19 protein-coding genes are annotated in these 25,297 nt (G+C 47.9%); 5 read left to right on the forward strand and 14 right to left on the reverse strand.

Features of this window, described 5'->3' with window-relative positions:
- Window positions 1-22: 22 nt before the first annotated feature.
- Window positions 23-934, reverse strand: coding sequence for a diacylglycerol kinase (locus ACQE26_RS00825; protein ID WP_060963386.1), 912 nt, complete (start codon window positions 932-934; stop codon window positions 23-25).
- A 152-nt stretch (window positions 935-1,086) separates the two neighbouring features.
- On the reverse strand, window positions 1,087-4,230 hold the full coding sequence (locus tag ACQE26_RS00830) for an efflux RND transporter permease subunit (RefSeq protein WP_489201654.1): 3,144 nt from the start codon (window positions 4,228-4,230) through the stop codon (window positions 1,087-1,089).
- Window positions 4,231-4,358: 128 nt separating this feature from the next.
- Between ACQE26_RS00830 and ACQE26_RS00835 the strand changes: the two genes are divergently transcribed.
- On the forward strand, window positions 4,359-5,207 hold the full coding sequence (locus ACQE26_RS00835; RefSeq protein WP_500470399.1) for a TetR/AcrR family transcriptional regulator: 849 nt from the start codon (window positions 4,359-4,361) through the stop codon (window positions 5,205-5,207).
- A 63-nt stretch (window positions 5,208-5,270) separates the two neighbouring features.
- On the opposite strand, the gene gatB is transcribed toward ACQE26_RS00835, so the two are convergent.
- Genes gatB through gatC form a run of 3 tightly spaced genes read right to left on the reverse strand, consistent with a single transcriptional unit; the run spans window position 5,271 to window position 8,477 of the window.
- Window positions 5,271-6,701 (reverse strand): Asp-tRNA(Asn)/Glu-tRNA(Gln) amidotransferase subunit GatB, encoded by a 1,431-nt coding sequence (gatB, locus tag ACQE26_RS00840; protein ID WP_016936997.1) that lies wholly within the window; start codon window positions 6,699-6,701, stop codon window positions 5,271-5,273.
- A 13-nt stretch (window positions 6,702-6,714) separates the two neighbouring features.
- The gene (gene gatA, locus ACQE26_RS00845; protein WP_016936998.1) at window positions 6,715-8,172 is read right to left on the reverse strand and encodes an Asp-tRNA(Asn)/Glu-tRNA(Gln) amidotransferase subunit GatA; all 1,458 of its coding nucleotides are present in this window, start codon (window positions 8,170-8,172) and stop codon (window positions 6,715-6,717) included.
- Between the two features lie 14 nt (window positions 8,173-8,186).
- The gene (gene gatC, locus ACQE26_RS00850) at window positions 8,187-8,477 is read right to left on the reverse strand and encodes an Asp-tRNA(Asn)/Glu-tRNA(Gln) amidotransferase subunit GatC (RefSeq protein ID WP_003155732.1); all 291 of its coding nucleotides are present in this window, start codon (window positions 8,475-8,477) and stop codon (window positions 8,187-8,189) included.
- Between the two features lie 421 nt (window positions 8,478-8,898).
- Between gatC and putP the strand changes: the two genes are divergently transcribed.
- Window positions 8,899-10,377 carry a sodium/proline symporter PutP gene (gene putP / locus ACQE26_RS00855; protein WP_269773894.1) on the forward strand — a complete coding sequence of 493 codons (1,479 nt, stop codon included), beginning with the start codon at window positions 8,899-8,901 and terminating at the stop codon, window positions 10,375-10,377.
- A gap of 120 nt (window positions 10,378-10,497) precedes the next feature.
- Window positions 10,498-11,190, forward strand: coding sequence for an MgtC/SapB family protein (locus tag ACQE26_RS00860; RefSeq protein WP_045926645.1), 693 nt, complete (start codon window positions 10,498-10,500; stop codon window positions 11,188-11,190).
- 37 nt (window positions 11,191-11,227) lie between these two features.
- Here ACQE26_RS00860 and ACQE26_RS00865 read toward each other — a convergent pair whose 3' ends face one another.
- The 5 genes from ACQE26_RS00865 to pcrB all read right to left on the reverse strand — a co-directional run bounded on the left by ACQE26_RS00865 (window position 11,228) and on the right by pcrB (window position 18,667).
- Entirely contained in the window at window positions 11,228-12,223 is a 996-nt protein-coding gene (locus tag ACQE26_RS00865; RefSeq protein WP_500470400.1) for a phosphotransferase enzyme family protein, read from the reverse strand.
- Between the two features lie 236 nt (window positions 12,224-12,459).
- On the reverse strand, window positions 12,460-13,656 hold the full coding sequence (locus ACQE26_RS00870) for a CamS family sex pheromone protein (protein WP_500470401.1): 1,197 nt from the start codon (window positions 13,654-13,656) through the stop codon (window positions 12,460-12,462).
- 15 nt (window positions 13,657-13,671) lie between these two features.
- The gene (gene ligA, locus ACQE26_RS00875) at window positions 13,672-15,678 is read right to left on the reverse strand and encodes an NAD-dependent DNA ligase LigA (protein WP_500470402.1); all 2,007 of its coding nucleotides are present in this window, start codon (window positions 15,676-15,678) and stop codon (window positions 13,672-13,674) included.
- 23 nt (window positions 15,679-15,701) lie between these two features.
- Complete coding sequence (gene pcrA / locus ACQE26_RS00880) at window positions 15,702-17,921, reverse strand: DNA helicase PcrA (RefSeq protein ID WP_045926642.1); 2,220 nt, start codon at window positions 17,919-17,921, stop codon at window positions 15,702-15,704.
- Between the two features lie 56 nt (window positions 17,922-17,977).
- A complete protein-coding gene (pcrB, locus tag ACQE26_RS00885; RefSeq protein ID WP_047476393.1) occupies window positions 17,978-18,667 on the reverse strand; it encodes a heptaprenylglyceryl phosphate synthase in 690 nt (229 codons plus the stop codon).
- 195 nt (window positions 18,668-18,862) lie between these two features.
- Between pcrB and ACQE26_RS00890 the strand changes: the two genes are divergently transcribed.
- Window positions 18,863-20,437, forward strand: a complete 1,575-nt coding sequence (locus tag ACQE26_RS00890) for an FMN-binding glutamate synthase family protein (RefSeq protein ID WP_500470403.1) — start codon at window positions 18,863-18,865, stop codon at window positions 20,435-20,437.
- 35 nt (window positions 20,438-20,472) lie between these two features.
- On the opposite strand, the gene ACQE26_RS00895 is transcribed toward ACQE26_RS00890, so the two are convergent.
- The 3 genes from ACQE26_RS00895 to ACQE26_RS00905 are packed head-to-tail and all read right to left on the reverse strand — an operon-like array spanning window position 20,473 to window position 23,549.
- Window positions 20,473-20,784, reverse strand: coding sequence for a YerC/YecD family TrpR-related protein (locus tag ACQE26_RS00895; RefSeq protein ID WP_003155745.1), 312 nt, complete (start codon window positions 20,782-20,784; stop codon window positions 20,473-20,475).
- Between the two features lie 2 nt (window positions 20,785-20,786).
- Window positions 20,787-21,782, reverse strand: a complete 996-nt coding sequence (locus ACQE26_RS00900) for a DUF3048 domain-containing protein (RefSeq protein WP_500470404.1) — start codon at window positions 21,780-21,782, stop codon at window positions 20,787-20,789.
- A 24-nt stretch (window positions 21,783-21,806) separates the two neighbouring features.
- Window positions 21,807-23,549: an adenine deaminase gene (locus ACQE26_RS00905; protein ID WP_500470405.1), complete on the reverse strand. Its 1,743-nt coding sequence runs from the start codon at window positions 23,547-23,549 to the stop codon at window positions 21,807-21,809.
- Window positions 23,550-23,671: 122 nt separating this feature from the next.
- On the opposite strand from ACQE26_RS00905, the gene ACQE26_RS00910 reads away from it, so the two are divergent.
- A complete protein-coding gene (locus ACQE26_RS00910; RefSeq protein WP_003155749.1) occupies window positions 23,672-23,902 on the forward strand; it encodes a YgaP family membrane protein in 231 nt (76 codons plus the stop codon).
- Between the two features lie 112 nt (window positions 23,903-24,014).
- On the opposite strand, the gene purD is transcribed toward ACQE26_RS00910, so the two are convergent.
- Window positions 24,015-25,283 carry a phosphoribosylamine--glycine ligase gene (gene purD, locus ACQE26_RS00915; RefSeq protein WP_500470406.1) on the reverse strand — a complete coding sequence of 423 codons (1,269 nt, stop codon included), beginning with the start codon at window positions 25,281-25,283 and terminating at the stop codon, window positions 24,015-24,017.
- Window positions 25,284-25,297: the final 14 nt, after the last annotated feature.

Consider the following 25,297-nt stretch of genomic DNA (forward strand, 5'->3'; position numbering starts at 1 on the left):
GTTTTAGGATTTTGTCCGCGTATTAATCATCCAGCTGTTCCGCTTTCTCCTTCGGCATGATGACGTGAATATGCCGATACAGATTCACGAATTCGCCGGGCAGCATGCCGCCGTATTCGCCGTCCAGGTTCAGCTGCATCTTTTCTGATACATTGACTTTTACACGGTTCGCTTTTGTGTAAATAATGTGCTGATCGTTAATATGATCGCCTCTGAGCGCCATGCTCGCGACTCTGATAAACTCCGCGAGATTGGCTTTTTTCAAAATAATTAAATCAAACATGCCGTCATTCAGGCTGGAATCAGGGGCCAGCTTCTCGAATCCGCCGACCGAGTTGGTCAGCGTCACTAAAAACAGCATAATTTCGCCTTGAAACAGCTTGCCGTCATATTCAATCTCGACTTCTGTCGGTCGAAGTGAAGGCAGCATTTCCATTCCCTTTAAATAATAAGCAAGCTGGCCGAGCATTGTTTTCAGTTTGCTCGGCACATCATACGTCAGCTCCGTCAGACGGCCTCCGCCGGCGATGTTGATGAAGTACTGACCGTTCACCTGGCCGATGTCGATCGGGCGGGCTGCGCCGTTAATGACGGTATCAGCGGCATTCAGTATACTCTCTCTCGGAATGCCCAGCGCTCTGGCGAAGTCATTTGTCGTGCCGACCGGAATGATGCCGAGTGTCGGGCGTTTGTCTAACGGCGCAAGGCCGTTGACGACTTCATTAATCGTTCCGTCTCCGCCGGCTGCGATAATCAGGTCAAACTCCCGCAAAGCGGCTTCTTTTGCGGCGTGAGTGGCATCCCCCGCGCATGTGGTGGCATGGGTGGAGGTTTCATAACCGGCTTGTTCAAATTTTTGCAGGACCTGGGCAAGATTTTTCTTAAAAAGCTCCCGTCCTGAAGTCGGATTGTATATTATGCGTGCACGTTTCATTATCTCATCATCCTACTTAAGAGTATCCGATCCATTATTAACACTAACAACCTTTAATTATACTATGACTTGAGAAAATCGCAACAATATGTACAGGAATTGCCAGAAGAAAAAAGGGCCCGGCTCCTTTTAAGGAGCCAAGGCCCGCTGTCTTACTCTTCTTCTGTTCCTGGTTTTTTCTTACGGAATTTCGCCAATACTTCATATACGATCGGCACAATCAGAAGGGTAAGCAGAGTCGAACTGATTAAACCGCCGATAACGGTGACACCGAGTCCTTTAGAAATGACCTGGCTTCCGCCTTCAAAGCCCAATGCCAATGGAAGCAGGGCGCCGATTGTCGCGATCGCCGTCATCAGAATCGGACGCAATCTCGTAGAGCCGGCTTCAAGGAGCGCTTCTCTCGTCGATAAGCCTTCCGCTTCTTTATGGATGACGCGGTCAATTAAGACAATCGCATTTGTAACGACGATTCCGATCAGCATCAGCATACCGATCATGGCGTTCAGACTGATCGTCTCTCCGGATACATACAGTCCGGCTAATGCGCCGATGATTGTAAACGGCAGCGAGAACAGAATCGCAAACGGCGCTAATGCTCCGCCGAACGTGATCACAAGCACGAGGTATACGATGGCGATTGCGGCAAGCATCGCTAAACCGAGTTTCGTAAAGGAATCAGCAATATCGGCTGATACACCGCCGGTATCAATGGATACATTGTCCGGCTTATCCAGTTTGTCTACTTTCTTTTGAACGGCTGATGACACCTTCGTGATGTTGTCAGAAGTGACGGTTGCCGTTACGTCAGCGTACACTTTGCCGTCGCGTCTGGAAATGGTATCAGATGTCGTGCCGTTTTTCACTTTCGCCACATCGCCGATTTTTACTTCTTGGCCTGCAGGCGATGTGATGGTTTTATCCTCTAATTCTTTTACACTCTTATACTGGTCTTTTTCTGTTTTGATGTTTACGTCAAGCTCTTTGCCGTCTTTTTTCACCGTTGTCAAAGGAGACTGTGACGTTTGCGGCATCAAGGCTTGGGAGATTTGCGAAGCCGTCAGGCCCAGCTTGCTGAGCTTCTCCTGGTCAGCGGTGAACGTGTACTCATCATATGTGCTTGAAAGGCCTGAGTTGACGTCTTTCAGATCCTTCTGCTTTTTCATGATGCCTTCGATGTCTTTGACCGTGCCTTTAATATCAGACTCTGAATCTCCGTACACATAGTACGTTAATTCGTTGTTGTTGCCTGACGAGCTGAAATTTTGTGATTTCCATTCGCCGCGGCTGGATGTTTTTTTGACTTCTTTTAAGACATTGTCTTTTTCTTTGTCAAAATCAGGCGTGTCATCCTCGTATTTCACGTAGAACAATGCCCCGTTTGAGCTTCCGCCGAGCGGGCTTTGCGAGCCTAATGAATACTGGACGGTATCGACATGTTTGCGTTTAAGCAGCATGTCTTCCGCTTTTTGCGCAGCTTTTTCAGCTTCACTTTTCGTTTCGCCCGGTTCAGGCGTGTATGTGAGCTGCATCGTTTTGTCCGCTTGCGCAGGCAGGTAGCTCGCGCCGATCAGAGGTACGAGGAACAAACTGCCGGCAAGCATCAGAACCGCGATAATAGATGTAATCCATTTATGGCTTAATGACCAATTCAGCACTTTTTTATAGAAATCGGCCAATCTGCCCGGCTTATGCTCTTTCGCTTTAACAGGCGCGCCTGTGAGCGATTTTTTGAATAAACTGTGCGCAAGCATCGGCACCAGTGTGATGGAAATCAACAATGATGCGGCAAGCGCGAAAACGATTGTTAGGGCAAACGGCATAAACAGTTCGCCGATCTGTCCGCCGACCATGGCAAGCGGCAGGAATACGGCAATGGTTACGATCGTTGATGACATGATCGGTTTAAACATTTCTTTTGTCGCTTCACGCACCAATTGCTTCCCGCGTAAAGGCTCATCTTTCAGCCTCATGCGGCGGTAAATGTTTTCGATAACGACAATGGAATCATCGACTACCCGTCCGATAGCGACCGTCATCGCGCCGAGTGTCATAATGTTCAATGTGACATCGAGCTGATTCAGCACCAGAAGCGCAATCAGCAGTGACAGAGGGATGGAAACGATAGAAATCATCGTTGATTTAATATCTCTTAAGAATAAGAGAATAATCACGACCGCAAAAATCGCGCCGAAAATCGCTTTGCTTAACATCGTCTCCACTGACTCTGTAATCGGCTTTGCCATATCAAGAGTCGAGCTGTACTTGAACCCTTTGTGGTCTTTTTTGTATTGATTCAGTTCATCTTTAATCGCATCGGCCACTTCCACCGTATTGGCGTCATTGGCCTTTACGATATTAATTCCGATGCTGTCCTTTCCGTTCGTGCGGGAAATGGATTCTGCTTTTTTCACATCTTTAATGTCGGCAATGTCAGAAAGCTTGACTGTCGGCACCCCTGCTGATGCGCTTTGCTGTGCCTGCTGCGCAGCCTGAGCGTCCGCCGCGGATGCCGCACCAGCTCCGCCCGCTTGACCTTGAGCGGCAGAAGAAGATGTGACCGGAATTCTCATATCTTTCAGATCTTTAATTGACGTAATATTTCCGTTAACGACAACTGATTTTTCTTTGTTGCCGAACGTGTACAATCCAAGCGGCGTATTGACGTCAGAGCCTTGGATCACTTTCTTGACGGTATCTTCATCAAGTCCGTACTCTTTCATTTTTTTGTCTTTGAAAGAGAATTCCACCTGCTCTTCCTGCTGTCCGGAAACTTGCACGGACGCAACGCCCTGGATGCCTTTGAGCTTAGGAACGAGAGTGTTTTCCACATTTTTGGTCAGATCTTCAAGCGAGCTTTTGCCGCTTGTCACACTGAGCGTCAAAATCGGGAAAGAGTTGATGCTGTAACGGGAAATGTCAGGTTTTTTCGCGTCGTCAGGAAGGCTGACACTGTCCAGCGCTTCAGCGACTTCAGTTTTCGCCTTGTCCATATCCTTGCTGTAATCATATTCAATCGTAACCGATGAGACGTTTTCAGAGGATGTGGACGATACGACGCTCACTCCTTCTAAATTCTGCACCGCCTGCTCAATCGGTTTCGTCACGTCATCCGCAACTTGACTCGGAGCAGCTCCGGGATAAGTCGTATTTACTGAAAGGTAAGGCATGTTGACGTCCGGTATGGATTCCTGTTTCATATTCAGACCGGCATACAGCCCTGCTACAGTAACGATAATCGTCATCAGCCAAACTGCGAATTTGTTCTTCAGTACAAAGTTAATAATGTGGTTCATCATGTCCTCCGTTATTTTTTATTGACTGACTGGTCATTCTATATAATACTAAACGGTATAACTCAACATCGTCAACTAATAAGGCAGTAAATTTTTCTAAATTTTTCAGGATTAAGGGGAAGCACGTCATGAACGAAAAAAAAGAGAAAATCATAAAAACAGGCATCCATTTATTTGCCAAAAAAGGGTTTTCTTCAACAACCATTCAGGAAATCGCCGGTGAATGCGGAATTTCAAAAGGAGCCTTCTATCTCCATTTCAAATCAAAAGAAGACCTTTTACTGTCCGCATGTGAGTATTACATCGGCATGTCTATGGAAGAAATAAAGAAGATCAAAACAGAACATCAGCATCAACCGCCTAAGGACGTATTCCAAAAACAAATCGCATATCAATTCCAGGAATTTATGGAGCATAAGGACTTTATCATTCTCTTGCTGAGCGAAAAGGTCATCCCAGAAAATCAAAAGGTGAAACAATACTTTCATGAGGCGAATATTCAATTTAACATGCTGTACCGGGATGCTTTGCTTTCCGTTTACGGAGATGCCGTCATACCGTTTTTAGCGGACGCATCTGTTATGGCCCAAGGGATTGTGAGCTCTTATATTCATTTCTTGATTTTCAATGAAAATACCGCATTCCGGACGGAAAACGTGGCCCCCTTTCTGATCGCCAGGATCGATGATCTGATTACCGGACTGATAAAAGACAATCCCGATCCGCTTTTGCCTGAGGATATTTTCACTCAGCCCGCGGCGGACAGGAAGAGACTGCTCGCGGATATTCAAATGGCAAAAGCTCAGCAGGGGCTGCCTGAGGACGTTCTCGTTTCGCTGGAAGTCATTGAAGAGGAAAGTGCAAAGGAAGAGCCGCGAAAACCGATTATTAAAGGAATGCTGTCTAATTTGGCAGGCAGCGGAAATAAACAGATTGAAACGCTGCGTGCTTCCATTGAAACCTATTTCAGCTTATAAAAAAAAGAGACCGGCGCATACCGGTCTCCGTGTCAGCAGCGCCCTTACAGGCGGCTGCTTTTTTTATCGTTTTTTGATTTCTTCAAGTAAGATTTTGTTGACCATCGGCGGGTTGGCCTGTCCTTTTGAGGCTTTCATAATCTGCCCGACAAGGAAGCCGATCGCGCGGTCTTTTCCGTTTTTGAAGTCTTCAATTGACTGCGGGTTGCTGTCAAGCGCATCTGTCACAAGCTTCAGAAGCACGCTTTCGTCAGAAATCTGCACGAGGCCTTTTTCTTTGACGATTTTTTCAGCGTCTCCGCCTTTTTCAATTAATTCTTTGAAGACTTTCTTCGCGATTTTAGACGAAATGGTCCCTTTTTCAATCAGCTTAATCATGCCGGCAAGGCCTTCAGGCGTCAGTGCGACATCCTCAAGCTCTTTTTGTTCGGCGTTCAGGTAAGCTGACACTTCACCCATCAGCCAGTTTGATGCCTGCTTGGCTTCTGCGCCTTTATTGACCGTTTCTTCGAAGAAATCAGCCATTTCTTTCGTGAGCGTCAGAACCATTGCGTCATAAGCCGGCAGGCCAAGCTCTTCGATATAACGTTTGCGGCGCTCATCCGGAAGCTCAGGAATGGTTGCTCTTACGCGTTCTTTCCATTCGTCATCAATGTAGAGCTCGACAAGGTCAGGCTCTGGGAAATAACGATAGTCATCCGAACCTTCTTTGATACGCATCAAAATGGTTTTTTTCGTCGCTTCATCGTAGCGGCGCGTCTCTTGCTGAATGACGCCTCCTGACAGAAGCACCTGCTCCTGGCGTTTTTCTTCATGCTCAAGGCCTTTTTGCACGAATGCGAAGGAGTTCAGGTTTTTCAGCTCCGTTTTTGTGCCGAATTTCTCCTGGCCGATCGGACGGAGAGAAATGTTGGCGTCACAGCGCAGTGAACCTTCTTCCATTTTACAGTCAGACACGCCTGTGTATTGGATAATTGATTTCAGCTTTTCGAGATATGCGTAAGCTTCCTCCGGTGTACGGATATCCGGCTCAGATACAATCTCGACAAGCGGCGTGCCCTGGCGGTTGAAGTCAACGAGGGAATAGCCGTCGCCCGTATGCGTCAGTTTTCCCGCATCTTCTTCAAGGTGAAGACGGGTAATGCCGATTTTTTTCGTTTTTCCGCCGACTTCGATTTCGATCCAGCCGTTTTCACCGATCGGCTTGTCAAATTGAGAAATTTGATATGCCTTCGGGTTGTCCGGGTAGAAATAGTTTTTCCGGTCAAACTTCGTATCCGTTGCGATTTCGCAGTTCAAAGCCATTGCGGCTTTCATCGCGAATTCGACCGCTTCTTTGTTTAAAACGGGCAGCACGCCGGGATACCCAAGGTCAATGACGCTCGTTTGGGTATTCGCTTCCGCTCCGAATGGCGTCGGTGAGCTTGAGAAAATTTTAGATTTTGTTTTTAATTCCACATGGACTTCAAGTCCGATTACCGTTTCAAAGTTCACTTCATTTCACCCCTTACAGTTCAGGTTTCGCTTTATGATGATCTGTTGCCTGCTCAAAAGCATGAGCGACACGGTATACAGTGCCTTCATCGAAATGTTTTCCGATGATTTGCAGTCCGAGCGGCAGTCCGTCCGCAAATCCGCACGGCACGCTGATTCCCGGCACACCCGCGAGATTGACAGGGATCGTTAAAATATCGTTGGCGTACATTGTGAGCGGATCGCTGGTTTTTTCGCCGATTTTGAAAGCCGGTGTCGGCGTTGTCGGTCCGACGATGACATCGTATTTCTCAAAGACGTCTTCAAAATCTTTTTTAATGAGCGTGCGCACTTTTTGTGCTTTTTTGTAATACGCGTCATAGTAGCCTGAGCTGAGCGCGAAGGTGCCGAGCATGATGCGGCGCTTCACTTCGTTGCCGAAGCCTTCTGAGCGTGTCTGTTTATAAAGGTCGATCAGGTTGTCCGCATTGTCTGAGCGGTATCCGTAGCGGATGCCGTCAAAGCGCGCAAGGTTCGCAGACGCTTCGGAAGATGACAGCAGATAATACGTCGCAAGCGCGTATTTGCTGTGCGGCAGAGATACTTCTTCCCATGTCGCTCCAAGGTCTTCAAGCACTTTTAAAGCGGCTAAAACCGATTCTTTCGCTTCTTTGCCGACGCCTTCCCCGAGGTATTCTTTCGGCACGGCGATTTTTAAGCCTTTAATGTCGCCCGTTAATGAAGAAAGAAAGTCCGGCACTTCGACATTGGCGCTCGTAGAGTCCATTTTGTCCGCGCCTGAAATCGCCTGAAGCAGGAATGCGTTATCTTCTACGTTTCTTGTGATCGGTCCGATCTGGTCTAATGAAGATGCAAAAGCGACCAAACCGTAACGTGACACACGTCCGTATGTAGGTTTTAATCCGACGACGCCGCAGAAAGAAGCCGGCTGACGGATGGAGCCGCCCGTATCAGATCCGAGTGAAAACGGCACTTCGCCGGCTGCAACCGCAGCTGCGGAACCGCCGCTTGATCCGCCGGGAACCGTATCAAGATTCCAAGGGTTTTTCGTCGCTTTGTACGCGGAGTTTTCAGTAGAAGAACCCATCGCGAACTCGTCCATATTCAGCTTTCCGATCGTGACGGCTTCAGCGGCCTGAAGGCGCTCCACTACCGTCGCATCGTAAATCGGATCGAAGTTTTCGAGGATTTTGCTTGAGCATGTTGTGCGAAGCCCTTTTGTCACGATGTTGTCTTTGACGCCGATCGGCATTCCGAAAAGAAGACCGTGTTCAGACCGGCCGTCAACCGCTTCGTCAAGCTCTTTCGCGTAAGCGCGGGCTCTTTCTTCGTCAAGCTGCAAAAACGCCTGCACCTTATCATCCACGGATGCGATCCGTTTGTAAGATTCGTCAACAAGATCGGAAATCTTGATGTCTTTATTATGTATCATTTGTTTCAGTTCTGTGATTTTGTGATCAAATAATGACATACTGTCTCCCTCCTTTAATCCAGAATAGATGGCACACGGACATAGCCGTCTTTATGATCGGGAGCATTCTTCATGACATCCTCGACCGGAAGGCCTTTACCCGCTTCATCTTCTCTCATTACGTTTTTCATTTTCAGCACGTGTGTTGTCGGTTCCACGTTATCCGTGTCCACTTCATTAAGCTCCTCGGCAAACGAGATAATGCTGTCAAGCTGTTCTGTGAACATTTCAGCTTCTTCATCTGTAATGGCGAGTCTCGCCAAATGAGCGACATGTTTTACTTCTTCTATAGAAATTCGTGACATAAGATCCACCTCCGCATAATTCTCCGTTTCGTCATATAATACTGATCATATCAAAAACGAGCCCTCTAAAGCAACAAAACGCCGCCTCCTGAGGCATGATGAAACCCTCTCTATTTTATCCTAAATCGGGGAGAAAGAGAAACGAATTATATGTCAGAAAATTTTTACTTTTATAATTTATTGGTAGCGTTTTCATCTTTAAGCTGTTCTATGTTGCCGGGGATTTTTTCCTTGAATGGGCCAGGTTTCGAGAGTTGATTGATCGGGGATACTTTGTTAGGTTTAGTAACCATAGCCTGCACAAAATCATGCATTCGGCATGTCATGATAACTAAAGGCTTGCCGCCGGCGCAAAAGTCCGGCACTACTAATCTGCAGAGGTGATGCAACATTTACTTAAAAGAAGAGAGGGTCCAGAAACGTGAGTATTGAATTAATTATATCTCTTGGCATTTACTTTGCTGCCATGCTGTTAATCGGCTGGTACGCATTCAGAAAGACAACGAATATTAATGATTACATGCTGGGCGGAAGAGGACTCGGCCCGTTCGTAACGGCGCTGTCCGCAGGTGCGGCGGACATGAGTGCATGGATGCTGATGGGAGTTCCCGGCGCAATGTTCGCAACGGGATTATCGACCTTATGGCTGGCGCTCGGTTTGACGATCGGCGCATATTCAAATTATCTGCTGCTTGCTCCGAGGCTGCGCGCCTATACGGAAGTTGCGGATGATGCAATTACGATTCCCGATTTCTTCGATAAACGGTTCCGCCATTCGTCATCATTGCTGAAAATTGTTTCCGCCGTGATTATTATGATCTTTTTCACACTGTACACATCGTCCGGAATGGTATCCGGAGGCAGGTTATTTGAATCGGCATTCGGCGCCGACTACAAATTCGGTTTGTTTTTAACGGCCGGTGTTGTTGTGCTTTACACGCTGTTTGGCGGTTTCCTTGCTGTCAGTCTGACTGACTTCGTACAGGGAGCGATCATGTTTGCGGCATTAGTGCTTGTGCCGATCGTTGCTTTTACCCAGCTCGGGAGCGTTTCAACGACGATTGATTCGATCAACGCCGTAAACCCGAAACTATTGGATATCTTTAAAGGCGCGAGCGTCATTAGCATTATTTCTTACTTGGCATGGGGACTCGGCTATTACGGCCAGCCTCATATCATCGTACGATTTATGGCGATTAAAGAAGTGAAGGATTTAAAACCTGCCCGCAGAATCGGGATGAGCTGGATGGTTATTTCAGTTGTCGGTTCACTGCTGACCGGGATTATCGGGGTTGCGTATTCTCATCACTTCGGGGTCTCCGTAAAAGATCCGGAAACGATTTTCATTATTTTTTCTAAAATCTTGTTCCATCCGCTGATTACGGGCTTCCTGCTGTCCGCAATTTTAGCGGCGATTATGAGTTCTATCTCCTCACAGCTTCTCGTAACGGCAAGCGCCATTACAGAAGATTTATACCGCGCCTTTTTCAGACGGGAAGCGAGCGATAAAGAATTGGTCATGACCGGACGCTTGTCGGTATTCATCGTGGCCGTGATCGCCATCCTGCTTTCCATGAATCCGAACAGCACCATTCTTGATCTGGTCGGATATGCGTGGGCAGGCTTCGGTTCGGCCATCGGTCCGGCGCTCCTTCTCAGTCTGTACTGGAAACGGATGAATGAATGGGGAGCGCTTGCGGCGATGATTACCGGAGCTGCGGCCGTTCTAATCTGGATTACGACAGGGCTTGCCGCTTCAACCGGCATATACGAAATCATTCCGGGGTTCTTCCTCAGTCTGATTGCCGGTATTGCCGTCAGTCTGCTGACCAAAAAACCGGCCGATGCTTCTTATCAGCTGTTCAGCCGGATGGAAGCTCTTTTGAAAAAGAAGAAATAGACAAAAAGCCGTCAGATTTTATCCCTGACGGCTTTTTTCTTCCGCACTTGTCCTGCTATAAATACTGTGAGAAAATCATATCAATTTACTATAAGAAAAACTGCGGAGGTGCTGTGCAAATTGAGCTGGCCTATCGATCCGGACATTTTATTAAAACTGGGCATTGCCACGCTGATCGGGATGATCATCGGGCTTGAGCGCGAGCTGAAAAATAAACCGCTCGGACTGAAAACCTGTATCGTCATCGCCGTCAGCTCCTGTATGCTGACGATCGTCAGCATTAATGCGGCCTATCATTTTCCGAAATATTACCGTATCATGATGGACCCGCTCCGTCTTCCCGCCCAAATCATTTCCGGCGTCGGCTTTATCGGTGCGGGCGTGATTCTGCGTAAAAGCAATGACGTCATTTCCGGCCTGACGACATCGGCTATCATCTGGGGTGCAGCCGGATTGGGTCTGGCCACAGGCGCCGGCTTTTATAAGGAGGCGTTCGCAAGCCTCTTGTTTATCCTGATCAGCGTCGAGTTTCTTCCATGGCTGATCAGAAAAATCGGCCCCAACCGCTTGAAGGAGAAAGATATCCGCGTGAGGATGTCTCTTTCCGACAAAGACAAAATGACCGAGATTTTAAAGGAAATGAAAAGCAAACAGCTCCGCATTCACTCCGTCCGGATAGATGATCTGCATGAAAAAGAATTTCCGATTATGGAAGTGAAAATCAGCGTTCATAAAAACCGCTACACCACGGACGTGTATTATGATATTAAAGAAATTCAGGGTGTCGTCGGAGTGAAATGCGATACGTTATAAAAAAACGCCGGACTGATGTCAGCCGGCGTTTTTCTATTTATACGAATGCAGAAAAATGATATTCAGTAATCGGTGTTTCATTTTCAATATCGCGTCTGAAGCCTTTCAGCATCTCAAGCTCTTCATCTCCGAGTGAGTCGAGGTCAAACGCCTGATGCAATAATCCGTAAATCAGCATATGGCGCAGCCGGAGGAAATCCGGGATTTTTTCAAGCCATGCGGGATCAAGGTCATTTTCTTCCCTGTAGCCTTTCATAAAGTGTGTCATGAATTCACCCGTAAACGCGGCCTTGTCTTCATACGGGATGACCGGATACCACAACATGTTGTACAACAAAATACTGATATCATTCACAAACCAATTGTAGCCGATATCATCAAAATCAAAGGCAGTAATTTTTCCGTTGTCCCAGTTGAAATTGCCATGGTGCAAATCGGCGTGCACCAGGCCGTAGCTTTCCGGGTTCTTCGGCAATTTCCGCAGTTCTTCCATTAAAGCATCCGCCCGCTCGAATACGAGCTGCTGATCTGCGGGCACGTATTTTCTCAGCTTCAGCTGCTCCTCTTCGTCCCATTCCTGTCTTTTATATTTCGGGTCGCTCAGACGGTAGCTTTTCGTCAGCCGATGCATGTGCCCCGTATACTTGCCAAGCTCATAAAACAGAGTTCCGTTCCAGTCTGATTCTTCTACTTTATGGCCCGGCGCTTTTTCGTAGACTCTTAATAAAAACGCTCCGCCTTTTCCATCCGGCACTTCTTCGACATCTCTGCCATTTAATGAAGGAATCGGTTTTGCTGCTGAAAGCCCTCCCTTTGTGAGATGATGAAGCCATTCCATTTCTCCCAGAATATATTCCGGTGTTCTGCGGATCGTATGCGTAATTTTCAAGATATAAGGTTCGTTATCTTTCACAATTTCATATACGTAGTTCTCTGCGTCTGCGATAAATTGAAACTTGGTAAAGCCGTATATTTCACCGGCTTTAGCGAGCACCTTATCTTCCTCAAAAACCGCTTTAATATCTTTATGCATGCTGATTCACCCTCTTCATATCTTTTGGCAGTGTGATATGTGTACTCAGCATAAGTCATTCATCAACATCCCGCCCTTCTTTTTATTCCTAACAGATTAGTAACATCCGCCTATAAACAAAAAAGTTTTTCCTGTTAATCCCTATTTATACAAATATCATAACATACGTCACTTCTCTCACCAACGATATATACAAGAAAACCCTTGCTCACAAAGAAATGAACAAGGGCGCTTAATTAATCGTAAATATGGACGGTCGGTTCTTTGTCACCCGCATTGCGGACGATCAGCGCTTCCTGGCCGTCTGATGAGGTGATATTGATTTCAACATCGACTGAGCCTTTTGAATAATAATCCATAAGCTCACCCGTTAAGTATTGGGTAAAGGCGATGACTTCGCTTTTTCCGTAAAATTGCATCGGGATTTCTATTTTCATTTTTCTCATTTCATCATTTTCGTACATCGCCGTTCCGACTACTCCGGTGTAGTTCGGGAAGTAGCTGTCGATCGCGTTTTTGAAGCGTTTAAACACTTCGGAATCGTCAGGGTATTTCTTTGCCGTGTCTGTATCCGCCGGATAGAACACGTATTTTTCTTTGACATCATCCCAGTTTGAAATGGTGGATGAGCCGGCTTTGACTTCTGTTTTTGCAATGTAATTTCCCGGTACGATTGATGTTTTCGGCGCTTGTTTATAAAGGGCGACGGTAATCGGCACATTTTTCAGGTTATCCATTTTCCGGAGACGGTTAACGACTTCCTGGGCGATTTCTTCACCGTGGCTGCGGATCGTTTTGTCGCTGAGCTCTACTTCCTGCTGCGGATCACCGGTTTTTTCGCGGTAATAGTAAACAGAGTTGAGAGCGAGACCGATCATGACACCGCCAAGCTGGATGGAATTTTTATCTTTTCTTACTAAGTAATCCTGTTCAAGCATAGACGCTAAGTAAATCGGGCTGTTTTCGTTTTTCTCTTTTGCCGATCCCGAACTTGGCAGCACCGGGTTTAAACCGAGATTCTGAAAATTGGCGTCTGCCTTTTTCGCCTTTTTCAGATCACTGCCTTCTTTTTTGCGGTCAAGCCAGCTGAGTACCGTATCCTCATCTAAATACTGGCCTTCCTGATACAAATAATCATCCGTCGGGAACGTGTCTTGGGCGAGCCGCATCAGCCCCGTCTCGAATTCATCGATGTCCAGCCTCGTATTCAGCCGGTCCGCGGTCAGGCCGCGCGCTTTTCCGGCCTTAAACGGAAGCACCATCTTATAGTAGGAATCAGAGATATTATATTTCGGTATGATCGCTTTTTCAGAAGACTTTGCGGTTTTCTGCGTGATCTCTTCCTCTTTTTTTCCTCCGAAACTCGGCGAACAGGCTGACAGCATCAATACTGCCGCGGTCGCCGTCGCCGCCAATGCCAACAACTTTTTCAATAGAAAACACTCCTCTTATTTCTTTAGCTCTCCCAATAGCTGTGCTTCATTCCATACTTCAATGTTTAATTCCTGCGCTTTTTCCAGCTTGCTTCCGGCCGCTTCTCCGGCGATCACCAAGTCTGTTTTTTTGCTGACAGATCCCGTCAGCTTTCCGCCGAGCGCTTCGATCTGCGCTTTGGCTTCATTTCTGGACAGCTCTTCAAGCTTTCCGGTTAACACAATGGTTTTTCCGGCAAAATAAGAGTCGCTGTCCTCCGCTTTTACTTTTTTCGGGCCTTTATAGAGTGTGTTCACACCGAGCTCTTCCAGTTCATTCAAAAGCTCAAGCATTTCTTCTTTTCGGAAGTAGGTGATGACGGCATCAGCCATCTTTTCACCGATTTCGTCTACTGCAAGCAGCTCTTCCTCTGTGGCTTGTTTCAGATTTTCCAGGCTTTCAAAATGCATGGCCAGTGTTTTGGCCGCTTTTGAGCCGATAAAACGGATGCCGAGACCGAACAGCAGCCGTTCCAGCGAATTCTCTTTCGACTTTTGGATGGAGCTGATCAGATTGTCAGTTGATTTTTCCCCCATCCGCTCAAGCCGGATGACCTGTTCTTTTGTCAGCTTATATAAATCAGCGACATTACGGACGAGATGTTCACGGAAAAGCTGTGTGATGACACGTTCTCCGAGGCCGTCAATATTCATCGCGTTGCGTGAGACAAAATGAATCAGGCCTTCTCTGATTTGCGCCGGGCATTCCGGGTTGATACAGCGCAGCGCGACCTCTCCTTCAATGCGGACAAGTTCGCTTCCGCACTCAGGGCAGCCGGTCGGCATATTGAATTCTTTTTCTTCTCCGGTCCGCTGTTCAACTAAGACATTGACGACCTCAGGGATGATATCGCCCGCTTTTTTGACGACCACTTTATCGAGAATGCGGATATCCTTCTCTTTAATTAAATCTTCGTTATGAAGGGATGCTCTTGAGACCGTCGTCCCCGCGACTTTTACCGGCTCTAGGACTGCAGTCGGCGTAATGACGCCCGTTCTTCCGACATTCAGTTCGATATCGAGCAGTTTTGTCACGACTTCTTCTGCCGGGAATTTATAAGCAATCGCCCAGCGCGGGCTTTTTGCCGTATACCCGAGCTCTTCCTGCTGATCGAGCGAATCCACCTTGATGACGATTCCGTCAATTTCATACGGGAGATCGGCCCGCTTCGCCTGCAGCTCTTCGATCATTTCAATCACTTCATCTATCGTGGCGCATTTTTTCCGTTCCTGGTTTGTTTTAAAACCGAGCTCATCCAGAAAATCCAGGCCTTGACTCTGTGTTTCCACACCCATTTCGTCAAGCTCCGCTATACTGTAGACGAAGATGTCAAGATTTCGTTTCGCTGCAATTTTCGGATCGAGCTGTCGGAGTGAGCCCGCAGCCGCATTCCGGGGATTGGCAAACGGCTCTTCTTCATGTTTCAGCCGTTCTTCGTTGAGTGCTTCGAATGACTGTTTCGGCATGTACGCCTCTCCGCGCACTTCTATGGAAAGGTTCCGTTTCATTTTCAGCGGAATGTTTCGGATCGTTTTTAAGTTTTCCGTAATATCTTCGCCCGTCGTTCCGTCTCCTCTTGTCGCGCCTCTGACGAAATAGCCGTCTTCATAACGGAGAGAAACAGCAAGACCGTCTATTTTCAGCTCTACATTGTAAGCGACGCCGTCGCCGACAGCCTGACGGACGCGGCGGTCAAAATCGCGAAGATCGTCATCGCTAAATGCGTTGCCGAGACTGAGCATCGGCGTGCCGTGCTGCACCTTTTGAAACGACTCAAGCACCGCTCCTCCGACCCGCTGTGTGGGCGAATCAGGCGTTCTGAGCTCCGGGTGCTCTTCTTCTATGGCCATCAGCTCCTGCATCAGTCTGTCGTACTCGGAATCCGGCACGCTCGGTTCATCTAGGGTGTAGTATTCGTAACTGTACTGATCGATGGTGCGGCGCAATTCTTCTGCCCGGTGTTTCGCTGTTTCTTTGTCCATCATGTTCTTCCTTTCTCTTCAGGTTACTGCTTTTCAATCGGGGCAAAGGCGGCCAGCAGACGTTTCACGCCGACTGGGCTCGGGAATGCGATATCAAGCTCCGTGCTTTCGCCTTCTCCTTTTACGCTGACAACCGTTCCGGTGCCCCATTTTTTATGGCCCGCTTTATCGCCGACCGCCCAGCTGAGCGAGTCGCCGCCTGTTTTGTTCGCGTAGGAAACAGGACGGGATACGGGCCCGCGTTTCGGCTGCATTTTTCTTCCCGGCTGCATGCGCGGGGTTTTCTTCTCATTTAGGTTCTCCAATAAATCGTCAGGTATTTCCCTGATAAAGCGTGATTCCGGATTCATATTGGTGCGCCCGAACAAGGTGCGCATTTTGGCATTCGTTAAGTACAGTTCTTCTTCCGCCCTCGTAATGCCTACATATGCGAGCCTGCGCTCTTCTTCCATCTCGGCTTCTTCCATCAGGGAGCGGCTGTGCGGGAATACGCCTTCCTCCATGCCCATTAAGAACACGACCGGAAATTCAAGCCCCTTAGCGGCGTGCAGCGTCATTAACGTGACGGCATCCTTTCCGCCCGATTCCTCTTCCTTCTGGTCGAGCTGGTCAATATCCGCAATCAGCGCCAGATCGGTCAGAAACGCGACGAGAGACTTGTCTTCGCTTTTTTGTTCGAAGTTTTTCGTAACAGAAAGAAACTCGTCGATATTTTCAAGACGGCTCTGGGCCTCAATAGACTTTTCAGCCTTGAGCATTTCTCTGTATTCCGTTTTATCGAGAATTTCTTCCGTGAGTTCCGTAATGGACAGGTAATCCTGCATATTCGTCAGATTTTCAATCATCGCGCCAAAGCCGTCAAGCGCGTTTGCCGCTTTCGCGCTGACGCCGATGAAATCAATCTGTTTGATCGCCTGGAACATTGACATGCCGTTCATCGCCGCGTATGAAGCGATTTTTTCAAGCGAAGTGGCGCCGACGCCCCGTTTCGGCACATTGACGATCCGTGTAAAACTGATGTCATCGTCCGGGTTTGACACAAGGCGCAGATATGCGAGAATGTCTTTAATTTCTTTTCTGTCGTAGAACTTGGTTCCGCCGACGATATTGTAGTTCAGACCGGCTTTTAAAAGGGTTTCCTCGATAACGCGCGACTGGGCGTTTGTCCGGTATAAAATCGCGATATCGGAAAGCTTCCGCCGGCCTGAGCTGTTCAGCTCATAAATTTTGCCCGCGACGAATTGGCCTTCGCCGAATTCATTGTCGCCGCTGTAATAAGCAAGCTTGACGCCTTCGTCATTCTCCGTCCACAGATTTTTCGGCTTGCGGTTTGAGTTGTTTTTGATCACTTCGTTGGCTGCCTGCAGAATCCGCTTTGTTGAGCGGTAGTTTTGTTCGAGCAGAATCACGTTTGCGCTCGGATAATCTTTTTCAAAGGAAAGGATATTCGCGATATCCGCCCCGCGCCATCTGTAAATGGACTGGTCGGAGTCACCGACGACGCAGATATTTTCAAGACGGGCCGCAAGCTGCTTAACGAGCAGGTATTGCGCTCTGTTCGTATCCTGATACTCGTCTACGTGAATGTACTGGAATTTGCGCTGATAAAACTCAAGCACTTCCGGCACACGCTCGAAAAGCTTGATCGTCGTCATGATTAAATCATCAAAATCGAGCGATTGGTTTTTCAGCAGTTTTTTCTGATAATCGGTATACACGTCACTCGTGACCTGGTCGTAGTAGCCGCCGGCCGTTTTTGCGAATTCCTCAGGTTCGATCAGCTCGTTTTTTGCGCTGCTGATCGAGCCTAAAATGCTTCTCGGATCAAACTTTTTCGGGTCGATATTCCGCTCTTTCAGAATCCCTTTAATAACGGAAAGCTGATCAGCCGTATCAAGAATGGAGAAGTTTCGGTTGATGCCGATTCTGTCAATGTCCCTGCGCAGAATCCGCACGCACATGCTGTGGAAGGTGGATATCCAGATTTCATCCGCGCCGGGGCCGAGAATGCTCTCCACCCGCTCCTTCATTTCTCTGGCGGCTTTATTTGTAAATGTAATCGCCAGAATGTTCCACGGCGCCACGTGCTTTTCCGCCATTAAGTACGCGATTCTGTGCGTCAGCACCCGTGTTTTTCCGCTTCCCGCACCTGCCATCAGAAGCAGCGGACCGTCCGTCGTCTTGACCGCTTCCTGCTGAACGGGATTTAATCCGCTTAATAATTGATTGCTAATGTAATTCATATCCGTTCACCGCCTATCAAACATATGTTCTATCATAAATCAAATTCGCCGCTTGGCTACTTTGTCTTTACAGCCGCCACCGTTTTGAGCGCCTGGTCAAAATCTTCATATACGGCATTTCCCACAACGATGACATCGGCATGACGGCCGAACCGTTCCGCCGTTTCCGCGTCTTTAATGCCGCCGCCGTAAAACAGGACGGACTTGTCCAGCACAGCCTTCGTTTTCTCCACTGTTTCTATGTCCGCCAGCATCCCGCTGTATTCCAGATAAAAAATCGGGAGATGAAGCAAATTCTCCGCGACCCGCGCATAGGCGAGAATATCTTCTGTTTCTATATGTGTATCCGCCTCCGTCAAAGCGGCCGCCTTACAATCAGGGTTGACGATGCAATAGCCCTCGGTCACGATTTCCTCCATTGACATGAGCTCGCCGTATTCTTTCATCGCCTGGTGGTGCATGCCGACAATCCAGTCCGCATTTTTGCTGTTAAGCACACTCGGAATGAAATAAAGATCAAACCCGGGCACAATGGAATCAATCGTTGACACCTCAAGTACGCACGGCACTAAAAACCGCCGCACCTTTGACATCAGCCTCAGCACATTGTCCTCAGTGACATTGTCGCTTCCTCCGATCACAATGGCGTCAGTCCCTGATTCACAAAGCCGTTCCAGCTGTTCATCCGGTAAATCTTTATTCGGATCGAGTTTAAAAACGTGCTTCCACTCGTTAACATCGTACATGCGTTTTCGTTCCTCCATTCGTTTCTTGCCATTTAAACATTATAACAAATTCATTTGGCCCGGAAAAACGGAAAAAGACGTCATTCACCTGATTCACAAAAAAAGATTGCGCTCCGCCTGCAGGGATACGGCTATGTTTCAAAAAAGACAAAATGTGGAATGTCAAAGAGAAAAAAGGCAAGGAGTCTGATTTCAATGGAACAAGCCATTATCATACTGATTTGTATATTAATTTTGATTATTTTAGTTCCCGCCGCATTGTTTCTTTGGATATACATAAGAGACGAAAAGCAGGAAGAGCATTCAGTGCTGCGCAATTATCCTGTAACGGGAAAGCTGCGTTATATATTTGAAAAAATCGGACCTGAGCTGCGGCAGTATTTGTTCAGCAATGATAACGAAGAACAGCCGTTTTCCCGGAGAGAATATGAACAGACAGTCATGTCGGGAAAGTATAAAAGCAGAATGATGGGCTTCGGATCAGAACGGGATTTCGAGCAGCCGGGCTATTATATCCGTAACGCCCTCTTCCCGAAACAAAGGGAAGAGCTGCGCACGGATCAGACGCCGAAGATCGAGACGATGGTATACAAAATTGACAAGGACAATCTGCTGAAGCGCAGCGAGCACCGTGAAAAAGCGAAAGCAGACCCTTATTACCTGCATCCGGACGATGTGCAAATAATCGGACGTGACACATGCAAAAAGCCGTTTTATGTAAAAGGATTAATCGGACAATCAGCGATGAGCTACGGCTCACTTGGCGACCGGGCAATTACCGCCCTGTCAAAAGGGCTGCACCAAGCCGGAGGCACATGGATGAATACAGGCGAAGGCGGCCTGTCAGAGTATCACCTGAAAGGCGGCGCGGATATTATTTGCCAAATCGGCCCGGGGCTGTTCGGCGTCCGCACCGAAGAAGGAGAATTTTCATGGGAAGAATTTAAGAAAAAAAGCCGTCTCAAGCAGATTAAAGCCTTTGAATTAAAGCTTGCCCAAGGGGCGAAAGCAAGAGGCGGGCATATTGACGGCTCAAAGGTGACCGAAGAAATTGCCGCCATCAGGAATGTGCAGCCCGGACAATCCATTGACAGTCCCAACCGCTTCAACGAATTTTCAAATGTTCCGGACATGCTTGATTTCATTGAGAAATTAAGGACTGTCGGTGAAAAACCGGTCGGCATCAAAATTGTTCCGGGCAGCCGCAAAGACCTTGAAGACCTTATTTCCTGCATGAGTTCATCAGGCAAGCATCCCGACTTTATTACGATTGACGGCAGTGAAGGGGGAACCGGGGCTTCTTTCCATGAGCTGGCGGATTCCGTCGGCCTGCCGATTCTGACCGGCCTCCCCCTAGTTGACGGCCTTTTGAAGACATACGGTATAAGAGATAAGCTGAAAATTTTCGCATCCGGAAAGCTGCTTACTCCGGATAAGATTGCCGTCGCCCTCGCGTTAGGCGCGGATTTTGTCAATATTGCCCGGGGAATGATGTTTTCAGTCGGCTGTATCCGCGCTCAAGTATGCCACACCAACCATTGTCCTGTCGGTGTAGCGACAACCGATCCGAAGCTTCAGCGCGCGCTCAGTATCGAAGACAAACAGCACCGCGTCTGCAACTACGTGCTTTCCCTGCGTGAAGGGCTGTTTCACCTTGCCGCGGCGGCGGGCATCAACTCGCCGATTCATTTCTCAGCTGAACACATCGTATACCGGGAGGAAGACGGAAGCCTGAGGGAACTTCCCAGCATTATGGATCAGCACGCATAAAAAAAACCGCCTGCCGTCACCGGCAGGTCGGTTTTTTACGTTGCTGAGGAGGATTCTCCTTTGTTTACACGGTCAAGCGCCATTTCATAGGCGTCATTTCCATAATTTAAGCAGCGCTTCACTCGGGAAATCGTCGCTGTTGAAGCACCCGTTTCGCTTTCAATTTTGTGATACGTATTTCCTTCGCGGAGCATTCTTGCCACTTCCAAACGCTGCGCCAGCGATTGAATTTCATTAATCGTACAAAGATCGTCAAAGAAACGATAGCATTCCTCCAGATCTTTCAGCGATAAAATAGATAAAAATAACTGGTCCAGTTCTTTTCCGCGTAATTTATCGATTTGCATCGTCAAACACCTTCTCCTTTACTAATGGAAGCTGCATCGAGATCAGGAACGATATTAATCCATGTCTTTCCCGGCACAAACGGAAGAATCTCACCGCCTTTAACAGGCAGAATACGGCCGTCTTTGTATTCCCAGTCTGACTCAATAACATCGCCGTGCTGAATCAGGAGGCCTTTCCCTCCTGATTGAATATCGATGGCCCGCCTTCCATCTTTGTCTGTCATGCGATGGCCGGCTTCAACAATAAAAATGTTGCGCATGGCTAAAGGCTTTCCGGTCTCCCGGTCTGTCGCTTTCACACCATCAGAGCTTCTTGTATAAGTATCAGCTTTTTTATCATAATCGTATTCGACAAGATTTGTAACGTTTTGTGTTCCATAATCTATCCGAATATTGTAGGTTTCGTTTCCGGGTTTTGCTTCTGATGTCTGAAATGGAAGCGGTTTTGTTTTTCCGTTCAGCTTGTATCCTTTTTGTTCCGCCGCCTTTTTGATATTGTCATAAGACGTGTAGGAATTGTGGGGCGGCTTGCTGAAATCGGCCCGCCAAAACAGGCTTCCGTCAAAATCCAAACCGTTTATATAATCGTAAGCACCGGACTCCAGCTGCTTTTTAGCGCCGGGACTCCAGCCATGATGGATAAATATGCTGTTAAACCCGCTGCTGAGGGTGACAAAGTATTCCCTCGCGCTCCGCACAGGCCCGACCATTTCCGGCATCTCACTCTGAAAAATCGCGAGAAACCGCGTAATCCTGCCTTCCGCAAGCGCTTCGATGACAACATCCGCCTTTGACAGCCCGGATTGGGGCCTCGCCTTCGGATGATTGTTCACTATCACTGCAATCGGACGGCGTTCTGCAAGTTTCCGGTCAGTTTTTAACCCCGTTAAAGGAGCTTCCGCCTCTTTCGGCTTCACCTGATCGGCATCACTCTGCCGGCAGGCGGCAAGCAGCAAAAACGCAAAACAAAGCATACAAACGGTTTTCCATCTTTTCATATGTCGGCTCCCTGCTTTTATATTTTAACGCATTATCGATGGAAAGAGTACAGTTTTTTTCATCACGTCGAATATTCCTCTCGGCGTAATGCGAATATAAGGCAGGTGTGTGCTCTGCAAAAAGAGCAGCGTATAGATCGGATCGCAGAATCGGTAGCCCCGCTCCTCCAGCAAAGTCCTCAGCTTATGCTCTTTTTCAAGCACGTCTTCAAAACTCTCCGCAGATGCAGAACCGTTTAAGGCAAGGGGAATTTCATGAAGAATCTTCCCGTTTTCGGCAAGCACAATTCCGCCGCCGATTTCTTTCATCCGTGAGAAAGCAAGCAGGATATCTTCCTTATTTTTTCCCGCTGCGATAATATCTCCGGTTGTCGTGTAAGAACTGACAAAGCCCTGCACCCGCTCGGCAAAACCTTTCAGCATTGTATTAACCCGCCATTTTCCATGCTTATCGAGAAGTGTGAGGTAACTTTCATCATGATCAAAAGAAAGCTGGTCAACAGAATTATCAATCGCAATCATATACGGCTCCATAATGACCGCATTGCGCATTTTCACACCCATCGGCATTGAAAACTGTAAATCATCCATCGTCATATCATATGAAAGCTCAAGAGGGACAAGACCGCCTCTTTTCCAATCCGTTTTTGTAAACGCCTTCATATTTTGGCCGTCTTCTTTCAGCAGGATGCCTTTAGAGATCACCGTGACCGGGTCCGGATTCATCGGGTCGTCAAGAATGTTCAATGAGGCAAGCCGTCCCGGACCGACCACACCGAGAAAGTCATCCATCTGATAATACTTCGCGATATTAAAAGACGCCATATTGTAGGCGTCAATCGCCGGAACCCCTTCCTCCAATGCGATTTTGATCAATTCATTCGTCATGCCGCCTTTATAAAAATGCGGCGCCGCCCCATCCGTCGTGTAAAAGAAATGATCATAATGCCGGAAGCCTTTTTGATGGAGATCCTGCAATATCGTTCTCAAATCAGGGCGGATGGATGAATGCCTGAGTGAGACATAGTAGCCCAATTCAAGCCGTCTCATCACCTCGTCACCATTCATGGCCTCGTGGTCGGAATCAGCTCCGAACAGTTTCATCTTCGTCAATGTTTTCTCAGAAGCGCCGGGAAAATGCCCTTCGATCCGCTTGCGCAGTTTTTTCGTCGCCTGCATGCAATGAAGCATTAAGTCATCGCCGTCCATCAGGCGCGGCCACCCGGTCAATTCTCCGCCTTGAATGACATCCGGGTGCTCAATCCATTGTTTGCGGACATCAAAAGAAAGCAGCTGATCCTCATTCAGCACTTCAGTCTGCAGGTCGTATCTGGACCACCAGAAATATTGCACCGGCTGTTTTTTCAGTTCCTCTAATATAGTAAGCGCTTTCTTTTTACCGCTGTTCAAAAGAAAAAACAAGTTATCATTCACAAACGTCGTTGTTCCGAATTGAGACACATATTCGGCGAGCGTTTGGGGATTATATATTTGAAAAGGATGTGTATGCGGTTCAATGTAACCTGGCACAATGTATTTTCCTTCACAATTTATGGTATGAATGTGCTCTGCTGCATCAGGAAGCTCATCACCAACATATACGATTCGGTCTCCGTAAATCCAGATATTCTTATTCAGCCATTGTTTTAAAAAAGGATTTAAAACGAGAGCGTTCCGTAAAAGCAGCGTTGGAAGCAGCTTTGAGTCTACAACATCCGCCTGTGATCTGATGTCTTTATTTTTCCAGTTAAAGGTACGTTCGGACATTCACATACTCTCCTTCGCTTATATTAGACCCATCGTATCACATCCGCACAATTATCGCACGGCTGAAACGTTACAAATTATTGAAGATGAATGAAAAAACTTTTTCTAAGGGAGCTGAAATGATGAAACCGAATATCAGTTTATTGAACGCCGTTATGCGCATCACTTGCGGCCTCACCATTTTGTCTGCTGCGTCAGCGAAATATACGAGGAAACCTTGGTGCAAGATGCATCTCTTCTGTATGATGATGGGCGCGATGAAAGCGGCGTCCGGCATCCTCCGCTTCTGTCCGGTGACATATATGTTCCAGGCCGGAATGAATCAGGATGACAGCCATCAGCAAGAAAAATAACAAGCCCCAACGGCTTGTTATTCCGAGAAGAATCATCTCTCACAGTAAATCGACAACCTTAGTCGTCCTTTCAGAAGAAAACCCGCGTCTTATATGACGCGGGTTTTCTTCTTTATCGCTGCGAAGCTTTCAGCGCACGGGCGCCGATGTCGCTTCTGTAAAACAGTCCGGGTTTTGTCAGCCCTGAAACGGCGCTGTACACTTTATCCCTCGCCGCTTCAAATGTCTCAGCAAATGCCGTGACATTGGCGACCCGTCCGCCGTTTGTGACAAATTGGCCGCCGGCTTTTTTCGTTCCGGCATGAAAAACGGCGATCCCCTCTTCAGCGGCCGTCAAACCGCCGATTGGTGTGCCTTTCGCATAGCTTTCAGGATAACCTTCAGAAGCCAGCACAACGCTGACGGCGGCCGTATCCTTCCATCTTAGGTCAACATCTTTCTCATGCAGCAGATCCAAAAGCACCTGAATAAGGTCTGATTCCATTCTCGGCACGACGACCTGTGTTTCCGGATCTCCGAAGCGCGCGTTGAATTCAATGACTTTTGATCCGTTTTCCGTCAGAATCAGCCCCGCGTACAGCACGCCCGTGAAGGAGCGTCCCTCCTTCACCATTGCTTTTGCCGCCGGCTTCACAATCGTTTCGACGGCGCTTTTGACGATATCATCGGAAATGTGCGGCACAGGTGAATAGGCGCCCATTCCGCCCGTGTTCGGCCCTTTGTCTCCGTCGAAGGCGCGCTTATGGTCTTGGGCGATCACCATCGGATAGACGGTCTCCCCCTTCACAAACGCCATTAAGGAAAATTCTTCGCCGGCGAGGAACTCTTCAATGACAACAGATGCGCTCGCCTCGCCGAATTTCTCATCCTCCAGAAAATCGTGCAGGCATTCAATCGCTTCTTCTTCCGTCATCGCGACCGTTACACCTTTTCCGGCCGCAAGCCCGTCGGCTTTAATGACAATCGGCGCGCCTTTTTGCCGCACATAAGCTTTCGCCTCTTCAAATGAAGTAAATGTCTCATACTCCGCCGTCGGAATGCCGTATTTTTTCATTAAATCCTTGGCAAACTGTTTGCTTCCCTCAATGATTGCCGCTTTTTCGGACGGTCCGAAAACAAGCAGTCCGGCTTTTTCAAACTCATCCGCTATCCCTTCAATCAGAGGAACTTCGGGGCCGATAATCGTCAGGCCGACATGATGTTCTTTCGCAAAGGCGATGAGTGCGGCATGATCGCTTTCTTCGATGCTGACCAGCGTCGCGCAATCCGCCATACCGTCATTTCCGGGCGCGGCGTACACCGTGTCAACAAGCGGGCTTTGCGCTGCTTTCCAAGCCAGTGTGTGCTCTCTGCCGCCTTTACCGATAATCAATACATTCACGCTTCGTTCCTCCC

The organism is Bacillus sp. 5RYD7K (genome assembly GCF_059831465.1).